Genomic DNA, 18618 nt, shown 5'->3' with positions numbered 1-18618 from the left:
CTCCCTAGTTCACGAGGACGGCGACGGCCGCCACCCCGGCCACGACCGCGATCAGGGTGACGAGCAGGGCGATCCACAGGCCGGTCCGGCGCGGTGGCGACGCCGTCGTCACCGGCCGGTGCCGGCTGCGTTTGGCGGCGAGCGCGTCGTCGAAGCGTGCCCCTCCCTCGCGCAGCCGCGCCTCGAAGTTCTCGCCCTTCGGCAGCAGGGCCCGTCCCTCTTTCAACCGCTCAAGCACCGTCCTCGCGGTGACGCGGTCCCCCGCCGGCACGAACGTGCCGGCCAGCCAGTGCTGGAGTGCCTCCCCCATCGTGTGGAGGGCGGGCTCCTGCCTGTCGTCGACCTTGCGTGCGGTGACGACGTAATACGTCAGCATCGCGGCGCTCCACACATCGGCCGAGGGGTGCGGCGGCGCCGGTGCCTCGCCCCGCAGCTCGGGCGCCGCCCAGGGCGCGCCGCGGGGGACGCTCCAGCGGTCCTGGTCTACGACGGCGGCGCCCTCGAAGGAGACCACCCGCACCCCGCCGGAGTCGCTCCAGTAGACGGTCGCGGGCTCGATGCCGCCGTGGACGACGCCTGCCGCCCTCATCGCGTCGGCGGCGCGGAACAGGCCGATCACGGCCTTCCGCTCCTCCCGCGAGTGGAGTTTGCCGGCCCTGCTCAGGATGGGCTCGCCGGGGAAGTCCTCATAGAGGATGAACGGCTCCTCGGCGTCGGCGTCGTAGCCCACGACGCGGACGAGCTCCCGGGGATAGGCGGAGTCGCCCAGCCGGTGCAGCAGCCGCAGCGCGATGCGGATCTCGTTCTCCAGCTGCTCGTACGCCTCGGGCCGCATGGCCCCGACCCCGATCGGCACGTATTTCCGCACCAGCGTCATCCCGTCGCCGGCGCGCTTGACCCGCCGTATCGCCGTGAGCGAGCCCTCGGGCACCGGCACGGCGCCCACGTCGGCCTCGGCGATCTCCCAGGTGTGCGGCACGCCCTCGGGCGACAGAAACCAGAGTTGTTCAGCCACGGTCCTCTCCTCCCGGCGCGGAGGCCTTCACGGTGCCGATCCGGGGCGGCACGAGCCGCAGCACACCGGCGTGCCGCCCGGATCTGGTCCAGACGGCGTCCTTCGTCTCGTCTGTGCTGTCTCCGTGCAGGCCGTCCTGCTCGCCGCGCAGTCCGGCGGGGGCGAACCTGACGAGCCGCGCGCTTCCGGCGGAGGACCGGAGCAGTGCCAGGTCCTCCGCGCGGCACAGTTGCAGCATCAGGTCGCCGGTCTCCATGCGCAGCGCGTTCTCCGCCTCGGCCGAGCGCGGCCAGGTGGCTCTGAGCGCGATGTGACGGTCGGTTCCCCCTTGAGGGGAGAAGGCGGGACGGCGCTGCACGCCCCACCGGGCCAAGTGCTCCTGGTAGTCCGCCAGGAGGCCCTCCAGGGTCGCGGCGGACCGCCCGGCGAGCCCGTGGAAGGCCGGTTCCGAGAGTCTCGGCCACACTCCGGCGAGCACCGTGCCAAGAGCGGCGGCGAGGTCCTCGGCGACCGCGTCAAGCACGCCGCCCGACTGGCTGTGTCCGGCCTGGTGGTAGCCGGCCTGGTGGTACCCGGCATGGTTGTCGCGGAGTGGCCGCGGCTCATGCGCGGCCAGCTCGCCGGCGCACCGCTCCAGCACCTCCGCCACGGTCCTCGCCGCGTCCGAGGCGATCCTGCGCGCGTCGCTGATCACCCACTCGGCCGCCGCCACCTCGGCGGCGACCTGGGTGAGCCGCGACCGGGCGATGTCGGCCTCGGCGACCACGACGAGGTCGCACCACCTGGCGACGGCCTCACGCCACCAGTACGGCAGGGCCAGGAGCGCGGCCAGCGCGGCTGCGCCGTACCCCGCCCAGACGGCGAACTCGGGCAGACGCACCGCCTCGGCGAGTGCCCGGCCGCCCGCGGCGCCCAGTGCCCCGAGGAGGGGGTGCACCGCCACGACGAGCCGGCCGCGCCCGCCGAAACCCCGCTCGCCGCCCGGCTCCGGTGCCCGGCTCCACAACCACCACACGAGGACCGTCCAGAGGGCGACCGCCGCGCCGGCGGCGGCCGTCCCGCCGAGTCCGGTGAGGAAGCCCACCGCCAGGGCGACGGCGAGCAGCACCGGGTTGTGGAGGCGCAGCGGGAAGGGCGGGGGTTCGCCGAGCCGGTTCAGCAGTTGCGCGGGACACGCGGGGGCGAGGCGGCCCACCTGGGCCGCGCTGCCGACGGGCGTGGCGCGGTGGGCGAACTCCCGCAGCCGCTCGACCAGCACCGGAAGCGGTGTGCGCTCGGCCAGGGCCGCGGTCACCACCCCTTTCAGCCGGTCGACCACACCCGAGGTGGCCGCCTCCGGCAGGTCGGCGGCGACGCCGAGCCGGTTGAGCTCCTCCCGGGCCGCCCGGTCGAGCCCCGAGCCGCCGTCGATCCGGTCGAAGGTGTCCTCCAGCACCGCGCGGTATCCCGCGAGCCCGTCACGCACCTCCGCCAGACGTCCCGTCACCCGCCGGGACGCCCTGCCCCTGAACAACACGCCCCGGGGACCCCCCAGCCGGGCCAGGGTGTCCCGGGCCTCGGCGAAGCGGCGGGCGCAGAGCGCGTCCTGCTCGGCCAGGCGCCCGCCGGGCCGCAGCAGCCTCTCGGCACTCCACCCGCCGTCCCGCCCCCCGGTGTAGACGGTGAGCCCGCCGTGGTCCTGCGGCCCCCCTCCGGCCTGCGTGTCGTCGACGGCGTCGGTGAGCCGCGCGACGGCCGCCGCCCGCGCCCCGGCGAGCAGCCGGTCGCCGGCGTCGTCGGCGACCACGCGCAGCCCCGGGCTGGCCACGCCGTCGGGCACCTCGCAGACCGCCGTGAACACCCGCAGGAAGACCTCCGGCGCCCGCAGCACCTCGACGAGGCTCGCGAGTCCCTGTTCAGCGGTGTGGTACGGCAGAGCCGGGCCGGGCGGCTCCATCCGCCACCCCACGCCCTCGGGGTCGGAGATCCAGAGCACCGCCCCCCGCGGCGGGCTCATCGACGACGGCAGTCGCAGCACCAGCCCGGCGTCGCGTTCCAGGGCGGGGCCGACGATCAGGCACAACATATTCTCGATAAAGCGGTTGCGGACCACCTGCTCGTAGACCGCGTGCCGTTCGTCCAGACCGTCGACGGCGTCCACGACGAGAGCCGACGCGGCCCCCTCGCCGTGCCTGCGATGCCAGGCCACCGCCTCCTCCAGCCGGGTCACGGCCCCGGCCGGGTCCGTGCCGCGCAGGTCGAGCAGGAGCACCGCCTGCACGTCGCTAGATGACGCCACGTCCGCGCACCTCCCGCTCCAGCTCGTAGAGGTTGTGCCGTACGGGGCGGGCGACCCGGACGAAGTCGTGGCGCAGCGCCCGGGGAAGGGTGGTGCGCCAGAACTCGAGGAGCATCTCGGCCCAGGCGCGGGCCGAAGGCGGCAGGTCCTCCACCATCTCCTCCAGGAGTTCCTGCTGCTTCGGGGCCATCCCGACGACGAGGTTGTAAAGCTCGTGCGGCGGGCTCGGGCGGGTCTCCAGCCCTTCCGGGGTGATCTCCATCAGCTCCTCGCAGAACTCCCGCCGGGTGAGCTGGTCGTCCTTGATCACCCATTCCTCGTAGGCCCGGATGACGCTGCCCCAGGAGGAGGCTCGTTCGAACGGGGTGAGCGGCAGCGTCATCGTGGTGGTGTCCGACGCCCGCAGCCGGACGGTGACGCGGCTCGGGGACGAGGGGTCGTCCCCCGGCCTGACGGCGACCTGGCCGTTCCAGAGGGCGCTGAGGAAGCGGTGCAGGATCGCCTCGCGGTGTTCGGGGGTGGTGGCGAGATAGCCGTAGTCGAAGCCGAGGCGCTGACGCCACTGCAGGTAGTCCTCGGCCCGCTCGTGCTTGAGCGCGAGCGCCCACTGGTGCAGCACGTCCCGCAGCTCGGGCACCTCGGTCACGCCCATCGCGGTCCTGAACAGCACGACGGTGATGGACTCGCTGCCGACCGGGCGGTATTCGGGGGTGAGGCCCCGGGTGCGCGGCAGGTTGAGCCGGCCCTCGATGTAGCGTTCGAGGTCGGCGTCCACGGCGCCCGCGGGATAGGTGATGAGCACGCGCAGGGCGCCGGTGCCCTGCGGGGAGAAGCCGCCGGGAAGCAGCGCCGCGAGGTCCTGCCTGAACTGCCCGAGGTCCTCCGCCGACACCTTGCCGTGGGTCTTGCCCGCCGCCTGGGCGAGCAGGTCGGCCATCTCGGGCAGCAGCGGGCGCTGGTCCCCCGACCGGCGCCGGAAGATCTTGGTCACCTCGGGCTTGATCTGGTCGAGGGCCGCCTCCAGCGCCACGGCGGGGCCGCGGTCCCTGCCGCCGGCGAACACCTTCCACCAGTCGTCCCGCAGCAGCCGCGCGACGACGACACCCTCGGAGGCGTTTGGCGACATGCCGTCCCCCGCGAACCGCTCGGCGAACCTCCCCACGGTGTTCTGGTAGAAGAGCCGCAGATCCTTGCCCTGCGGGGGCAGCAGGTAGCAGACGCCCGCCCGGGGGCGGTACAGCTCCTCCACGCGCCTGCGGAACCTCACCGGATCCTGGTCGGCGTGGTTGCGGAAGGCGCCCACACACTCACCGAGCCGGCGCAGCAACTGCTCGATCTTCGGCTGCCACGAGGGCGTCTGCGCCGTCCACGCCTCGTTCCACAGGCAGCGGGTGCGCCACAGATACCACGCGTCCTGGGCCCACACCTGGCGCTGCACCTCGGCGTCGTTCCAGCGCCACCGGCGCAGGCCGCGCAGCGGCGTAGCCCCCGGCGCCGTCATCCCGAGGCCCTGTGGGGCGGGCGGCGTCTCGCGGCGCCGGCGCAGCAGGCCGTCCACCCCGAGGCGGTCGGTCTCGTCCGCCGCCGCGGGGTCACCGGCGACGACGCGGTGCAGCCGGAACAGGTCGATGTCGCTCAGCAGTTCCTCCACCGCCCGCTGCGGGTCGAACCGCCCGGCCAGTTCGCGCACCCGCTGCGGGAGCTGGCGGCTCATCGCCTCCACGTTGCCCTGCATGAGGCGCAGGCGTTCGCCGAGCGCCCGCTGGATGGCGTCGGCGCCCTTGGGCGAGTCCGCGGCGGGGTCGCTGAAGGGGATCCCCTCTCTGTTCGTGAGCGGCTGGAGGTTCGCGGCCGCCAGGAAACGCTCGATCAGAGCGCGGTTGGACTCGCTTCCCGCCGCCGGTGAGGCCGAAAGCTCGTGCACCGCCGCCGCCAGCATCCGCGACGCGACGATGTCGGCCAGGTCCTCGGCCGGCACCGTCAGCGAGGCGACCAGCCCGGTCGACACGCCCCGGCGTCCGATCCCGGTCGGGGCCATCGGCTCCCGCTCGACGCTGCCGTTGATGAAACTGTCGGCGAACGAGGCGTACATCCGGTCGCCCGCCGGGGCGGCCAGGTCCTCCTCGGTCATCTCGGTGCCGACCAGCGACAGGATCAGCGAGACGACCGAGCGGTGCAGGTCCTCCCGCTCGATGCCCGGCGAGCTGCTGAAGAGGAAGGCCGTCTGGATCGTCGAGGCCCGCAGCCGGATGTCGCGGTCGTCGCTGTAGCGCACCGACAGCGACCCGAGCACCTCGTCGTCCATGCCGTCGAGGTCGGTCAGCGCGGCTTGGCCGTTCTGATCGTCGACCAGCCGGAACAGGTCGAGCAGCCCGCGCCCGGCGTTCAGCACCGCCTTGCGCCCGCCGCCCCTGCCCTCGGGGAACGCCGAAGGCATGATGACCAGCGGATAGATCTGCGCCTTGAAATCGGGGGGGAACTCCTGCTGGACGACGTCGCCGATCAGGTGGAGGAAGTCGTAGAAGATGCCCGCGCCCGTTCCCCCTGCGACGGAGAACGCGACGTAGATGTCCATCGCGTCGAGCCGCGCCTTGTTGCTGCCCAGCGCGGCCAGCTCGCCTCTGGCCTTCGCCAGTTCGCTGATCGCGCGGCGCAGCGGGTCCCTGGCCGCGGCGAGGCCGTTCCTGAACGTCTCGAACAGCGCTGCCCTGGCCACGGTCGGCAGCTGCCCCGCGCCCCTGCGCAGGGGCGCGACCCGGGGTTCGTGCCGGGGTGCCGGGAGCCAGCCGCCCACCAGGGCCGGCATCCTCACCCGCAGGCTGCGCGCCACCTCCGGATAGGTGTCGTGGTGGGGCACCAGCTCGGTCACCAGGTGCGTCGTGCGCCGCCCCGCCGCACGATGCTCGGCGGACGGCACCACGGCCTCCTCCATGCGGGCCAGTTCGGCGTCGTTGAGGTCGGCGTAGACGAACTGGGTGCAGGCGGGGAGCTGGAACGGGAGATAGTCCCGGCCGGGCAACATGCCCATCAGGTCGGTGCCGTCCGGGCCGCACAGCTCCTCCCGCAGGCGCCGTTCGAGGGCGGCGCCGATGTTGCATCCGGTGCCGCCAAGACCGACGAACAGCATCGGCTGGTAGATGTTCATCGCGGTGGAAACCCCCTCGGGTCGTGCATGTGGTCTCGTGGTCTCGGGCCCCCGGCCGGTCGCGGCCGGGGGCCGGTCAGTCGAGCAGGGGGTCGCCGCCCCAAGGTCGCGAGGCGCCGGAGGGGGGCGGGCCCGGGGGCGGCGGGTGGGGCGCGTCGCCGTGAATGCCGCCCGGGCCGCCCGGGCTCGTGCCGTACCCCGGCCCGCCGCTCATCCGGCGGTCCTCGACGGCGAGCGAGTAGCCGTCGCCGATGTCCTCGCCGCGCCCAGGGACGAGCTCCACCGGAGAGCCGTACGGCTTGCGCAGCATGATCGTGCCGCCGTCCGTGCGCCACGCGACATAGCCGTCGGCTCCGCCGTGCGACCGGTCGAGTCGCGGCGGGCCGTCACCCGTGCGCACCGAGAAGCGGAAGGTGGCGGCCCACCCGCCGCCGCAGTCGAGCCTGTGCAGAGTCGCGCCGTTCCGGCTCAGCACCGCGGTCAGGCCGCGGGCGTCGCGCTCGCGCCGCCTGCCGCGCACGAGCACGACCAGCGTGGAGACCGCGGCCGCCAGCAGGGCGAGGAGTGCGCCGAAGAGCCACCAGAAACGTTCGAGCAGTGACGGCGGCTCGACGAGGGTGCCGGAGAACAGCCCCTCGGCGACCGGCTTGTCCTGCTTCCCGGCGACCGCCTGGATGCGGCCCGACACGGGGCCGAGCACCGCCCGCTCGTCGAACCGGAGCGTCACGTCGACCGTCACATCGCTCGAGGCGGGCACCTTCACCCGCCCCGGCTCGACCGACGCCCCGGCGTCCTCGCGGACCTCGGCGAGCCTCAGCGTGTAGGTCCGCGCCGTGCCCGACACGTTGCGGAGTGTGAGCCGCCCGGCGAGCGCCGCACCCGGTGTGACCTCTCCCGAGTCGACGCCGAACCGCCCGGTGACCGGCGGCGGGGTCGGCGAGATCTGCCCGTGGTAGGGGCTGCTGTCGCCGACCAGGCCCCGGCCGCCGACCGAGCCGACCACCGTGAAGGCGCCTTTGGCGGTGGCGGGTACGGCGAAGCCGCCGGTGAACCTCCCGTCGCCCGCCGTGCGGTCCGGGCTCTTGCCTTCGTCGTTCAGCGCGATCGGCGTCGCCGGCAGGTCCCGGCCGCTCACCTCGGCCGCGAACACCATGCCCTCGAACTCCGCCGGATCGACGACGTCGACCCGGGTGCGCAACTGCACTTGCACGGTGACCCGGCTGCCCGGCACCGGCGCCGGCGGGTCGGCCGAGATCATCGAGTCGAGTCTGCCCTGCCAGACGATCCTGGCGGTCACCTCGCGCTCGGCCACCCCCTCGGGCGCGACCAGGTTGACGCGCCACCTGCCGGGCTTCGGGTCAGTGATGCGCAGCGCCTCGACCGGGCCGTCGCCGCCGCTGCGCAGGAACGTCGACTCGTCCTGCGATCCTGCGTCGGGCACCTTGCGGCCGTCGGGGTCGAAGTAGGAGACCCTGATCTTGGGCTCCTTCTTGACGACCTCGATCGACCCGGTCGTCGCCACCTGCGGGATGTCCACGTAAAGGTCGGTCTGGCCGCCCGGAGGCGGAGTCCCCTTGGTGATCGGCCCCGCCCGCTGGCAGAGCACCGACTCGTAGGCCTCGTCCACCGCCGCATGCACCTCGCCCGGCCCGCCCACGACGATCGCCCGCGGCTCGGGCGCGTTCGCGTTGCAGGTGTCCTGGGCGCCCGCCGCCGCGTATTCCTTCAGCTTCACGCGGTCGGCCTCGCCGAATCCGAGCGGCCAGACCTGGACCCCGTCCTGCTTCAGGGCGGGCAGCACCTCCTCGAACAGCGCCTTCTCCGCCCGCGCGTCGCGCTGCGCCCGGGTGCCGTCGCCGTAGACGGCGTTATCCCCGACGTCCAGCCTGCCGTCGGTGAGGAGGAAAACCGCGCGGTGCGCCTCCCTGTCCGGAGACGAGGCGAACACGTCGCGGGCGGTGCGGAAGGCCTCCACGAAGTCGGTGTCGTCGCCCTCCCGCTCGGTGCGTCCCCGGATATCGCGCACGCACTCGCTGAGCCGCTGCTTGCCGATCTCGTCGTCGGTCTTCAGCAGCGGGCAGATGCGGTCGACACTCGTCTGCCCCTCGGCCGGCGCGCTGGCGAACCCCAGCACCGCGACCGACGTGCCCGGCCGGATCGCGCTCTGCGCGATGCGGGAGGCGGCCTCACGCTCGGCCTCCACCGCCGCCGGGGTCAGGCTGCCCGACTGGTCCACCAGCACCACGATCTGCACCGGCAGGTCGTCCCTGGGGCCCGGCACCCCGCCGCCGGACTCCGTTGCCGCCTCCGCCCAGGCGGGGGGTGCTCCCTGGGCCAGGAGGACCACCAGGATCAGCGCCCGGCCGACCGCCCCCCTGATCGATTCCAATGTCCGCGACATTCCATTCCGCCCATCCCATCGACACCTGGGCGCCGTGCCGTCAAGCCCCCACCGGACACCCATGACTCGATTCTGAGAAGGGGGGGTTGGCGTGGAACATCCCCAATAGTTGGGGGGAGGACAGGAGGGGGGAATCTACTGTTGATCATTTCTTGTCCCCCAGGGGACTTCCCGGCCTGGGGCTCGCAAACGAAAGGCTCCGGACGTGTCCGGAGCCTTCGCGTGCTTTACGGGGGTCAGGAGGTGGGGCCCAGGCGGCCGACACCACCGAAGAGAGAGGTGGTGCGGGGCCAGTCCTCCTCGTCGGGATGCCAGTCGCAGGGGCGCACCAAACCAGGCTCGACGAGGTCGTAGCCCTCGAAGACCCGCCGGATCTCCGGCTCGCTTCTGAGCACCAGCGGCACGGTCGCACCGGTGAACCCGGCATACCACCCCTGCTGCTCCTGCTCGGACATGCCGTCGGTCGTCAGGTGGGAGATCGCCACATAGGACCCCGGCACCTGCCGCTCGCGGAAGGCCGCCACGATGCGCCCCGGGTCGTCCTCCGGCGTGACGAAGTGGAACACCGCGACGAACAGCACCGCCAGCGGCCTGCCGAAATCGAGAAACCCGTTGACCTCGTCGTTGTCCAGAATGCTCTCCGGACGGCGCATGTCCGCGGTCACGATCCTGGTGTTGTCGTCGGCGAGCAACGCCCTGCCGTGCACGGCCACGATCGGGTCGATGTCGACGTAGACCACCCGCGAGCCGGGATCGACCTCCTTGGCGATCTGGTGGGTGTTACGCGCGGTCGGCAGACCGGACCCCACATCCAGGAACTGGCGAATGCCGCACTCCTGGGACAGGTAACGCACCGCACGCCCGAGGAACCGCCTGTTCTCCATGGCGGTGGACCGGACCCGGTCCTCCCCGATCGCGGTGTACAACCTGGCGTTGGCCTGCCTGTCGACCTCAAAGTGATCCTTGCCGCCCAGCGCCTCGTCGTACATGCGCGCGGCAGTGGGCACACCGAGCGGGATTTGAGGGTGGTCTTCCAGCGTCATCCGATCTCCTCGGCGCGTCCGTACAGATCCAAGATCACGTTAGCAAACAGGCCCCGGGACAGCCCAAACCTCCGCCGCTTCGTTACGGTGGCTCCTGCCGTACAACATGAGCTGTGCGCAAGGTTCTCTCAGCCCGATCCCTGGTTCGCCGACGGCGAGTTCGCCGTCCTATCCCTGGATGACCCCCTGGAGAACGGGCGCGGACGTAGACTCCGAGTGATGGACGACTTGGACGTCAGGTTGCAGCGGATCGGGCAGCATCCTTTTCGCGCGAGGTTTCGGCTGCGCGGCCGGGATCGCGCAGTGGTCGACCTGCGTGGCATCGCGACCGTCCGTAAACACGCCGAGGAGCTGATCAGTCGCAGGCTGGCCCCGGCCGAGCCGCGCAACGACGGCCGTCAGACGCCCTACCGCGGGCATCCCGTCTTCGTCGCCCAGCACGCCACCGCGACATGCTGCCGCACGTGCCTGGCGCGCTGGCACGACATCCCGGCCGGGCAGGCGCTCGACGACGCCCAGCGCGCTTACGTCGTGGAGGCGATCTGCCGGTGGATCGCGAATCAATACGCCCCTGATGCCCCGCCGTCTTGACAAGATCGGGGCGCCGCCGAAGGCGACTGCCTCTCAGGACGACAGTCCGTAGCGGGTGGCGACCGCGGTGGCGCGGTCGCGCAGGGATTCGCGCAACCATTGCGGAGACAGGGCCTCCGCGCTCGTGGCGAGCTGCCACAGCGCCCATACGGCGTGCCTCGAATCCTGGAACGTCACCTCCAGCCGCAGCCTGCCGTCCGGGTCGGTTTCCTCGGCGAGGACGGCCAGCGCGGTGCCGACCAGGTCCTCCCGCCGCGCCGGGTTCATCCGTACCACCACGGTGACCTGGTCGCCGCCGGTCCGGAACTGCGTGCTGCGCTCCTGCCAGGCCCGGTCCAGGTCGACCCGGTCCGGTCGCTGCGCGGGTTCGGAGAGTTCCTTGGCGGCCAGGATCCGGGACAGCCGGTAGGTGCGGTCCGCGCCGGACCTGGTGGCCAGCAGGTAGCCGCGGTCGCGTACGGTGACCAGCCCGATCGGGTCCACCGTGCGCCACTTCGGGGGCTGGTCGGCGGCCGCGTACCGGATCTGCAGCCTGTGTCCGGCGAACACCGCGCGCAGGACCTCGGCCGCCACGGCGTCGGGCACCTCCTCGGCGACCAGCCGGCGTGAGAGGAGATCGATCTCCGGGTCGATGAGCAGTCGCCCGGCCGCGCCCGCCGCGGTGTCCCGATAGCTTTCGGGGAGCGCGTCGACCACCTTGAGCATCGCCGAGGCGAGCGCCGAGCCGAGGCCGAACGCCTGCGCGCCGCGCCGTGATCCTGCGACCAGCAGGGCGAGGGCCTCGTCCGGGGTCAGTCCGGTGAGCTCGGTCCGGAAACCGGGCAGCAACGCGAAACCACCGTGCCTGCCGCGTTCGGCATAGACCGGGACACCGGCCGCCGACAGCGCCTCGATGTCGCGCAGCACGGTGCGGGTGGACACCTCAAGCTCGGCGGCCAGCGCGGCTGCGGACATGCGGCCGTGCCGCCGGAGCAGCAGCACCAGCGAGACCAGCCGGTCAGCGCGCATACGTGAACTTTAACCGGAATACACGACAGAGGATGTCGTGATTTGTTGGGAGGCTCGTTGAGACGACCAGGAAAAACGGCGGCTGCCGAGCTGGTCGGATGCATGAAATCGATGAATCGAATGGAGCTAATGTGGCGCTGGAGCGAACCGCGGTCAACCCGTGGCCGTGGTCGGTGGAGCTGGGCTACAACCAGGGTGAGATCGTCACCGGGCACACCCGCACCCTTTATTGCGCCGGGCAGACCGCGATGGACGGCGACGGCAAGCCCCAGCACGACGGCGACATGGCCGCGCAGCTGGCGCTGACCCTCGACAACCTGGAGGCCGTGCTCGCCAAGGCCGGCATGTCGCTGGCGAACCTGGTCCGGCTCAACGTCTACACCACCGACGTCGACCTGCTTTTCCAGCACTACGGCGTGCTGGCGGCGCGGCTGGGCGCCGCCGGGGCGGCACCGTCCACCACGATGCTCGGGGTGACACGGCTGGCGATCCCCAACCTGTTGGTCGAACTTGAGGCGACCGCCGTCGCGTGACGCGCCCCCGCCGCCTCCGGCAGAACCGCCGGAGGCGGCACAAGTAGTGGACAGGCGAGTGATTTCCAGTGTTGAAGATGGTGACGATCGGCGTCTACGGTTTCGACGGCGAGTCCTTCCTGCAGCGACTGCGGCACGCGGACGTCCGCCTGCTGCTGGACGTACGGCAGCGCCGCGGTGTCCGCGGCCCCGAATACGCCTGGGCCAACTCACTCCGGCTGCAGGCGGCCCTCGCCCACGCCCGGATCGCCTACGATCATCGCCGTGAGCTCGCCCCCACCACCGAGCTGCGCCACGTCCAATACGCCGAGGACGACCGCCAAGGCGTCGGCAAGCGCTCACGCCGCGAACTCGCGGCCGAGTACACCCGCCGCTACACCACCGAGATCCTCGATCTCGCGGACCTCGCGCCGATCGTGTCGGCGCTGCCGGGCAGCGGGACCGCGGCGCTGCTCTGCGTCGAGCGCGACGCCGAGGCCTGCCACCGCTCGCTGATCGCCCAGCGGCTGACCGAGCGGCACGGCATCGTGATCGAGCACCTGTGCCCCTCGTGACGCGCGGGTTCTCAGGAGGCGACGATCCACCCGGGCGCCCCAGGCGGCGCAGCCGTACGGCACCGCCAGGCACGACGGGCCTCCCCCACCGCGGCCGGGTCCTCCGCCGCCGGCGTCCGCGCAGCGGTGATCGCCACCGCTGCCGGCGCCATCACCGGCAGCCGCTTCGCGGTGCGGGCCTGGCGGCACCCGGCGGGGTTCTCAGGGGCGGACACACGTCGGCAGCGGCCCGGAAGCACGCGGGCGCGCGCGCCCTGCGGCCGAATCAGGCGCGTCCGCCTGCCCCGCAAGCCAGCTGAGGCGATCATCTGCCTGCCGGCCCGCTGAACTCGGGTCAAGGGCCTGTCGGCACTGCTTCTCGATCGTCCGCCGCGGGCCCGGCGTAGAACTACGGCCTCAGGGGTGCGCCGAGGCACGTGGCGCCGCGATCAGGGCCATCGTCTCCATGGGCAGCTCGGCGACTCGTTCGACATCCAGTCCGGCCCGGTCCAGCATCGCTGTGAAACCGTCAAGAGTGCGGTGCCGGCCGCCGGTTGTCATCAGGAGGTGCAGATCCCACAGAGCGGGCAGCACGGTGGAGTCCTCGTCCACGACAACACGGTCGAGGATCAGCAGTCGCGACGAAGAGTCCGCCATGGCACGCCGGCAGTTCTTGAAGACCTCGACGACCGCGTCGTCGTCCCAGCCCGCCAGCACCCGGCAGAGGATGTAGACGTCCCCACCCACCGGAACGCCTTTGAACATGTCGCCCCCGACCAATTGCACGCGGTCCAGTCCGACCGTGGCGGCCAAGTGCTCACGCGCCGCGGGCATCATGTGTTCGCGGTCGAAGAGCGTGCCCCTGGCATCCGGTGTGGCGCCAAGGATCGCGGTGAGCAGGTGCCCGCCCCCCGCGCCTACGTCCACAATCCTCTTGCCGCCGGAGAAGTCGAAGATCTCCGGCACCTGGTCGAAGAACATGTTTCCGGCGTTCATGGTGCGCTGGAAACGCTTTGCGGTGTCCTTGTCCTGACTGAGATAGTTATAAAGCGGCTGGCCGTAGGCCACTTCGAAACCCGAGCTGGCCGTGCTGATGGCGTGGTGGGCGTGACCCCAGGCGGTATAGAACTCCTCGCCGTAGAGCAGGCACATATCGCGCAGGGACTGAGGACCGTCGAGCAGTGCCGCGCCCACAGCGGTATTCCGGTAACCGGTCCGCTCGTTGCCCTCGAATACCCCCATAGCCACCAGAAGTCGCATAAGGCGGTGAATACCATCTTCTTTCGCCCCAGTCGATTCGGCGAGTTCACCGCAGCTGGTGCGACCGGCTTCAATGTGGTCCGGCAGTCCGAGTTTGACCGCGGCGTAAAGGGCCTGTGCCCTCCACCCCCCGGTGATCATGTCAACCACGTCCCGAGTGGCCTGTATGTCGACCGTCATCCCGACCTCCCGACAGAGGTTCCTCACTGTACCGATCAAATGCAGGCGCCAAAAGATGACGTCCTTATGGAAAAAGATTCCGGCCACCCATCACGCCGCTGCCGAAGGCCGCGCCTGCGGGCCGGCCGGTGCGCCAGGAAGAGATGAACGGCCTGTTCAGCAGCCATTCGATCCGTGGTTCGATGCCGGCCGTGGGCGACAAAAGGGCCGGTGACCAGCTGAGCCGTTTTTTCAGTGTGCAGTTGGTCAATCAGTCCTGGAGCACCGTCTTCAAGTCCATCCGAAACACCTCCACCCGAAACACAAAAACCCTTGAACTGGAAGGTTCTCGGCCGGTCGCGTCCCGGCCACACTGTAAACGACGACAGACTAGGGTCCCGTCATGAGCCATGAACCCAGAGAAGGAGGTCACACGCGCGTGTCCTGCGGAATATCTCCCATCGACCATATCCGTGCCGACATCGACGGCACGTTCACCGGCGACCGTGATCTGGCCGGGGTGCTCCAGGACGTCGCCCGCCCCTGGGCACGACCGACCATTCAGGCAGCGTTAAAGTCCGGCGAGTTCCCCGGGCAACGCCTCCCGGCCGGCGAGGGTGAGCGCGTGGTCCGGCCAGGGCTGCACCGCCACATCGCCGGCGGCCACCCCCGGCGCCGAGGTGCGCTTCGCGTCGATCGCAGGGTGGAGCGGTGACCGCCGAGGCGGAGGGGCTGTTCGACTTGCCGGCGTCCGGCGCCCCGCCCGCGGAGCGGGTGCGGGCCACCGCGCCGTTGGCGGCGCGGATGCGGCCGCGCACACTCGGCGAGGTCGTCGGCCAGGCGCACCTGCTGCGTCCCGGCGCGCCGCTGCGGCGGCTGGTGGAGGGTGGGGCGGCGGCGTCGGTGCTGCTCTACGGCCCGCCCGGCACCGGGAAGACCACGATCGCGCGCCTGCTCGGCACCGTCGACACCCGGCACTTCGTCGCCCTCTCGGCGCTGTCCAGCGGCGTCAAGGAACTGCGCGATGTGATCAACGACTCGCGGCGGCGCCGCGACCGTCACGATCAGCAGACCGTGCTGTTCATCGATGAGATGCACCGCTTCTCCAAGACCCAGCAGGACGCGCTGCTCGGGGCCGTCGAGGAGCGGCTTGTGCTGCTCGTGGCGGCCACCACGGAGAACCCGTCGTTCTCGGTCGTGTCGCCGCTGCTGTCGCGGTCTTTGGTGTTGCAGCTCCGGTCTCTGACCGAGGACGAGGTCCGCGAGTTGCTGCGCCGGGCGGTGTCGGATCCGCGCGGCCTCGACGGTTCGGTCTCGCTGTCGGCCGAGGCAGAAGACGCCCTGGTGCGCCTCGCCGCCGGCGATGCCCGCCGCGCGCTGACCGCGCTGGAGGCGAGCGCCGACGGAGTGACGGCCACGGGCGGCTCGGTGATCGACGTGCCGGCCGTGGAGCGGGCCGTCACCGAGGCCACCGTGCGCTACGACCGGCAGGGCGACCAGCACTACGACGTCATCAGCGCGTTCATCAAGTCGATCCGCGGCTCAGACCCCGACGCCGCGCTGCATTACCTGGCCCGCATGCTCGTGGCCGGGGAGGACCCGAGGTTCATCGCGCGGCGGCTGGTGGTGCACGCCAGTGAGGACGTCGGGCTGGCCGACCCCACCGCCCTGCAGGCCGCCGTCGCCGCGGCCCAGACCGTCGAGCTGATCGGGATGCCCGAGGCCCGCCTCGCCCTGGCGCAGGCCACCGTGCACCTGGCCACGGCGCCGAAGTCGAACTCGATGATCGTCGCGATCGACGAGGCCATGGCCGACGTCCGCGCGGGCGCCGTCGGTGCGGTGCCCGCCCACCTGCGATACGGCCGCTACTCAGGCGCCAAGGAACTCGGCAACTCGGTCGGCTACCGCTACCCCCACGCCACCCCGGATGCGGTTCTAGAGCAGCAATACCCGCCGGACGCACTGGTGGGGAAGGACTACTACCGCCCTACGCAGCACGGCGGGGAACGCATCCTGCACGAGCGCCTCGCAATGCTCCGCCGTACCGTCCGCGGCGGTTAGAGCCACCGGCACGATCTCACCGCGTCACGGGGCGCCGGCGCCCGAACCGCGCGGCGACCAGACCGTGGCGGCATCACTCCTGGATCTTCCCGATTCCCGGCGCGGCGCGATATCGGCCTGCTTCGCCGCCTACGGCATCCGCAGTGCTCGGGACCTGGGCACCGTCGCCGCCGCGACCGGGATCACGCGGTCGTCGGTGATCCTCGGACTTCCAGCGCCCAACCGACTCGGAATTCCGCCGGCAGGCTTTACGGAGCGGCCTCCGCGGTGACATCCCGAGTCGGCGCAGCGTGTCCGGGCCGCGGGTCTTCTTCGTCTTCAGGCGGGCTTCGCCGGTCATGCCGACCACACTGCCGTGTGAAGAGTGACCTCCCGGATGCGCTGAGAATTCGAGAGGCAGGTTATCGGCGGATTCCCTTTCTCCAGGCATGGGCACGGCGCGCAGTCGTTCACCGAACGCTTCTGCGCCAGGCATTTACCGTCTCACGACAAGAAATCCGATGGGGCCGGAAACCCGAAATCGACTGGCCCGGAAACCGGAGCTACCTTGGCTCCGGCACTGTGGTCACGCTCCCATTTAATGTTTTTCGAATCACCCGGCGAGCTCGCGATCACTCACTTTTTCCCCGTTGACACGCGCCACCTCCAGAGTGTTATGTGGTCTTAACGTCGAGCCGGACGGCAAAGCGGGCGGGGGCCCGGGCATCGTCGATCCGTACGGCAAAACGGGGGCCAAGCATCGCAGCAAACGATCTTATTTCCCCATGCCGCCACCTCTGGCTTAGGAAGCTGCCATGAAGAGAAACACCTGCATATTATCGGTCGCCATCACAGCCCTTCTGCTTGCGGTCGGCAACCCCGTCAGTCCCACAGCCGCCCGCGTATCCGTGGCGATGGACAACCCCTCAGTCGTGAAGAACCACAATTCGCCGGCTCACGTCACGACGCAGGTGAGCGCCGGCAGCATGGCACGGTCCATCCCCCGTCCCGCGGCCCGCACCCCCGCCGAGTTGCTGAGGCTTTTGAGCGAGAGGATCCTGGCCAAGGACCTGGACGGAATCATCGCTCTCCATGAGCCCGAAGCAGCGGTCGTCCTTTACGACGGATCGATCGCCAGAGGTCACAGGGGAATCCGGGCGATGTACGTCGACTGGTTCACGTCGGATCCGGTGCTCACAGTCAACCCCCGCCAAACTGTGGAGGCGGGAGGGAGCCGCGGATGGGACGGCAAAATACGTGGCCGCACGGCGTCGGTAATGGGCGACTACACCCTGGAGCAGAATCGGCCCGACGGCACCCGCGACCGCTTCACCGGGAATTTCTGCGACATCGTGCGTGAGCAGCCGAACGGCACCTGGCTATACGTCCAGGACAACCCTTACCCGCCCCACGGCGTCGCGCACCACTGATCGGGACACCCAGGCAGCCCCGCCTTCTTTGTGCTCGGCCTACCGCCGGCGAGCCGGCAACACAAACGGGAGTTTGATCCGCCTTACTCGGCAACCCCTGCCACCTTATTGGATCTCGTCGCCGGCCGTTCATGGCCGGCCATCGATTAATGCGCAGATTGCGGGTTGCCGACATGTCTGAGGTTACCTCGAACCGGTGCCACCTAGGACGGGCCGTACATTCTTCCCGCCTGACGCCACCGAGGGTGACCAAGGAGGTATTGAGCGCATGAAAGCCACCATCTCCTGGTGGGACCTCTCCGGGTCGGACCAGACCATCGACTCCCTGCGCGCCCACCTGCGAGAAGAGGGCGTGGCGCCGTGGTCGCGGATTCACGGGCTGCGGTTGAAGTTCTGGATCTCCGATCGGCTGAGCAACCGCTGGGGCGCGGTGATGCTGTGGGAGTCCACGGCAGACCCCACGGTGCCGATGCCGCCGAACCGGGCCACCGAGCTCATCGGATATCCGCCGACCCACCGAATGGCGACCGATGTCGAGGCCATCGTCGAAGGTGTCCACTCCGGTCAATTGGTCGATCTCGGTCTGGCCTTCGAGCCGGACGGGCAGTCGTCGTGAGCGCACCGAAGCCGGCCCCGGAGATACCCGGGTTCTCCACCCCACCCGCCGAACCGATGGACCTGGTCCAGGCCTGGTTCGACAGCGCGGTCGCGCTCGCCGTCCGCGAGCCCGGCGCGCTGGCGCTGGCCACCGCCGATGCCCGCGGCCACGCCTCCAACCGGATGGTGCGGGTGCTCGCGGTCCGCGACACAGGGCTGGTGTTCGCCAGCCGCGCCGGCAGTCGCAAGGGCCGCGACATGGCCGAGACGGGCTGGGCATCGGGCGTGCTGTATTGGCGCGAGGACGGCCGGCAGGTGATCGTCACCGGCCCGACCCACCCGTTGCCCGACGCGGAATCCGATGTTCTGTGGACCGCCTGGCGGGCGCGGGCCCTGCGGCTGGGGCGCACCGGTTTGACGCTGTCGCGCCCGGCCGCCTGGCTGGGCTACCTGCTTGAGCCCGAGTCGGTCGAGTTCTCCCAGCCCGACCCGACCCGGTTGCGGCAAAAACTGCGTTACGAGCGCGTCGGCTCCGGCTGGCGCGCCGATCGACTCCAATCTTGACCCACGCCCTGCACAGCGCGC

General features: G+C 70.9%; 16 protein-coding genes. 8 read left to right on the top strand and 8 right to left on the bottom strand.

Annotated features, from left to right (window positions below):
* Nucleotides 1–4: 4 nt before the first annotated feature.
* The 5 genes from Ssi02_RS01355 to Ssi02_RS01335 all read right to left on the bottom strand — a co-directional run bounded on the left by Ssi02_RS01355 (nt 5) and on the right by Ssi02_RS01335 (nt 9882).
* On the bottom strand, nt 5–1015 hold the full coding sequence (locus Ssi02_RS01355; protein WP_204020186.1) for a protein kinase family protein: 1011 nt from the start codon (nt 1013–1015) through the stop codon (nt 5–7).
* Nucleotides 1008–3293 (bottom strand): hypothetical protein, encoded by a 2286-nt coding sequence (locus tag Ssi02_RS01350; RefSeq protein ID WP_204020184.1) that lies wholly within the window; start codon nt 3291–3293, stop codon nt 1008–1010. The genes Ssi02_RS01355 and Ssi02_RS01350 overlap by 8 nt, the downstream gene beginning before the upstream one ends.
* Complete coding sequence (locus tag Ssi02_RS01345; RefSeq protein ID WP_204020183.1) at nt 3280–6438, bottom strand: tubulin-like doman-containing protein; 3159 nt, start codon at nt 6436–6438, stop codon at nt 3280–3282. The genes Ssi02_RS01350 and Ssi02_RS01345 overlap by 14 nt, the downstream gene beginning before the upstream one ends.
* A 76-nt stretch (nt 6439–6514) precedes the next feature.
* A complete protein-coding gene (locus Ssi02_RS01340) occupies nt 6515–8827 on the bottom strand; it encodes a vWA domain-containing protein (protein WP_204020182.1) in 2313 nt (770 codons plus the stop codon).
* 248 nt (nt 8828–9075) lie between these two features.
* Nucleotides 9076–9882 carry an SAM-dependent methyltransferase gene (locus Ssi02_RS01335; RefSeq protein WP_204020181.1) on the bottom strand — a complete coding sequence of 269 codons (807 nt, stop codon included), beginning with the start codon at nt 9880–9882 and terminating at the stop codon, nt 9076–9078.
* Nucleotides 9883–10101: 219 nt separating this feature from the next.
* On the opposite strand from Ssi02_RS01335, the gene Ssi02_RS01330 reads away from it, so the two are divergent.
* Nucleotides 10102–10473 (top strand): DUF4186 domain-containing protein, encoded by a 372-nt coding sequence (locus Ssi02_RS01330; protein ID WP_204020180.1) that lies wholly within the window; start codon nt 10102–10104, stop codon nt 10471–10473.
* A 33-nt stretch (nt 10474–10506) separates the two neighbouring features.
* Here Ssi02_RS01330 and Ssi02_RS01325 read toward each other — a convergent pair whose 3' ends face one another.
* Complete coding sequence (locus tag Ssi02_RS01325) at nt 10507–11481, bottom strand: helix-turn-helix transcriptional regulator (protein WP_204020179.1); 975 nt, start codon at nt 11479–11481, stop codon at nt 10507–10509.
* Nucleotides 11482–11618: 137 nt separating this feature from the next.
* On the opposite strand from Ssi02_RS01325, the gene Ssi02_RS01320 reads away from it, so the two are divergent.
* The gene (locus tag Ssi02_RS01320; RefSeq protein ID WP_204020351.1) at nt 11619–12014 is read left to right on the top strand and encodes a RidA family protein; all 396 of its coding nucleotides are present in this window, start codon (nt 11619–11621) and stop codon (nt 12012–12014) included.
* Between the two features lie 77 nt (nt 12015–12091).
* Nucleotides 12092–12568 carry a DUF488 domain-containing protein gene (locus Ssi02_RS01315; protein WP_239128519.1) on the top strand — a complete coding sequence of 159 codons (477 nt, stop codon included), beginning with the start codon at nt 12092–12094 and terminating at the stop codon, nt 12566–12568.
* Nucleotides 12569–12579: 11 nt separating this feature from the next.
* Here Ssi02_RS01315 and Ssi02_RS01310 read toward each other — a convergent pair whose 3' ends face one another.
* Both Ssi02_RS01310 and Ssi02_RS01305 read right to left on the bottom strand, forming a co-directional pair.
* Complete coding sequence (locus Ssi02_RS01310) at nt 12580–12783, bottom strand: hypothetical protein (RefSeq protein ID WP_204020176.1); 204 nt, start codon at nt 12781–12783, stop codon at nt 12580–12582.
* 181 nt (nt 12784–12964) lie between these two features.
* Nucleotides 12965–13948, bottom strand: coding sequence for a methyltransferase (locus Ssi02_RS01305; RefSeq protein WP_239128518.1), 984 nt, complete (start codon nt 13946–13948; stop codon nt 12965–12967).
* A gap of 457 nt (nt 13949–14405) precedes the next feature.
* Here Ssi02_RS01305 and Ssi02_RS01300 point away from each other — a divergent pair, with 457 nt between their 5' ends.
* From Ssi02_RS01300 to Ssi02_RS01280, 5 genes are all read left to right on the top strand, one after another.
* Nucleotides 14406–14681, top strand: a complete 276-nt coding sequence (locus tag Ssi02_RS01300; RefSeq protein ID WP_204020172.1) for a hypothetical protein — start codon at nt 14406–14408, stop codon at nt 14679–14681.
* Nucleotides 14678–16027 carry a replication-associated recombination protein A gene (locus Ssi02_RS01295; protein WP_373870064.1) on the top strand — a complete coding sequence of 450 codons (1350 nt, stop codon included), beginning with the start codon at nt 14678–14680 and terminating at the stop codon, nt 16025–16027. The genes Ssi02_RS01300 and Ssi02_RS01295 overlap by 4 nt, the downstream gene beginning before the upstream one ends.
* Nucleotides 16028–16821: 794 nt before the next feature.
* Nucleotides 16822–17436, top strand: coding sequence for a YybH family protein (locus Ssi02_RS01290; RefSeq protein ID WP_204020170.1), 615 nt, complete (start codon nt 16822–16824; stop codon nt 17434–17436).
* 268 nt (nt 17437–17704) lie between these two features.
* A complete protein-coding gene (locus Ssi02_RS01285; protein ID WP_204020168.1) occupies nt 17705–18052 on the top strand; it encodes a hypothetical protein in 348 nt (115 codons plus the stop codon).
* Nucleotides 18049–18597 carry a pyridoxamine 5'-phosphate oxidase family protein gene (locus tag Ssi02_RS01280; protein ID WP_239128498.1) on the top strand — a complete coding sequence of 183 codons (549 nt, stop codon included), beginning with the start codon at nt 18049–18051 and terminating at the stop codon, nt 18595–18597. Before Ssi02_RS01285 ends, Ssi02_RS01280 begins: the two co-directional genes overlap by 4 nt.
* The last annotated feature ends 21 nt before the right edge of the window (nt 18598–18618 follow it).

This window comes from Sinosporangium siamense, from assembly GCF_016863435.1.
Lineage (GTDB): Bacteria > Actinomycetota > Actinomycetes > Streptosporangiales > Streptosporangiaceae > Sinosporangium > Sinosporangium siamense.
This window is presented reverse-complemented; position numbering and strand designations above follow the sequence as displayed.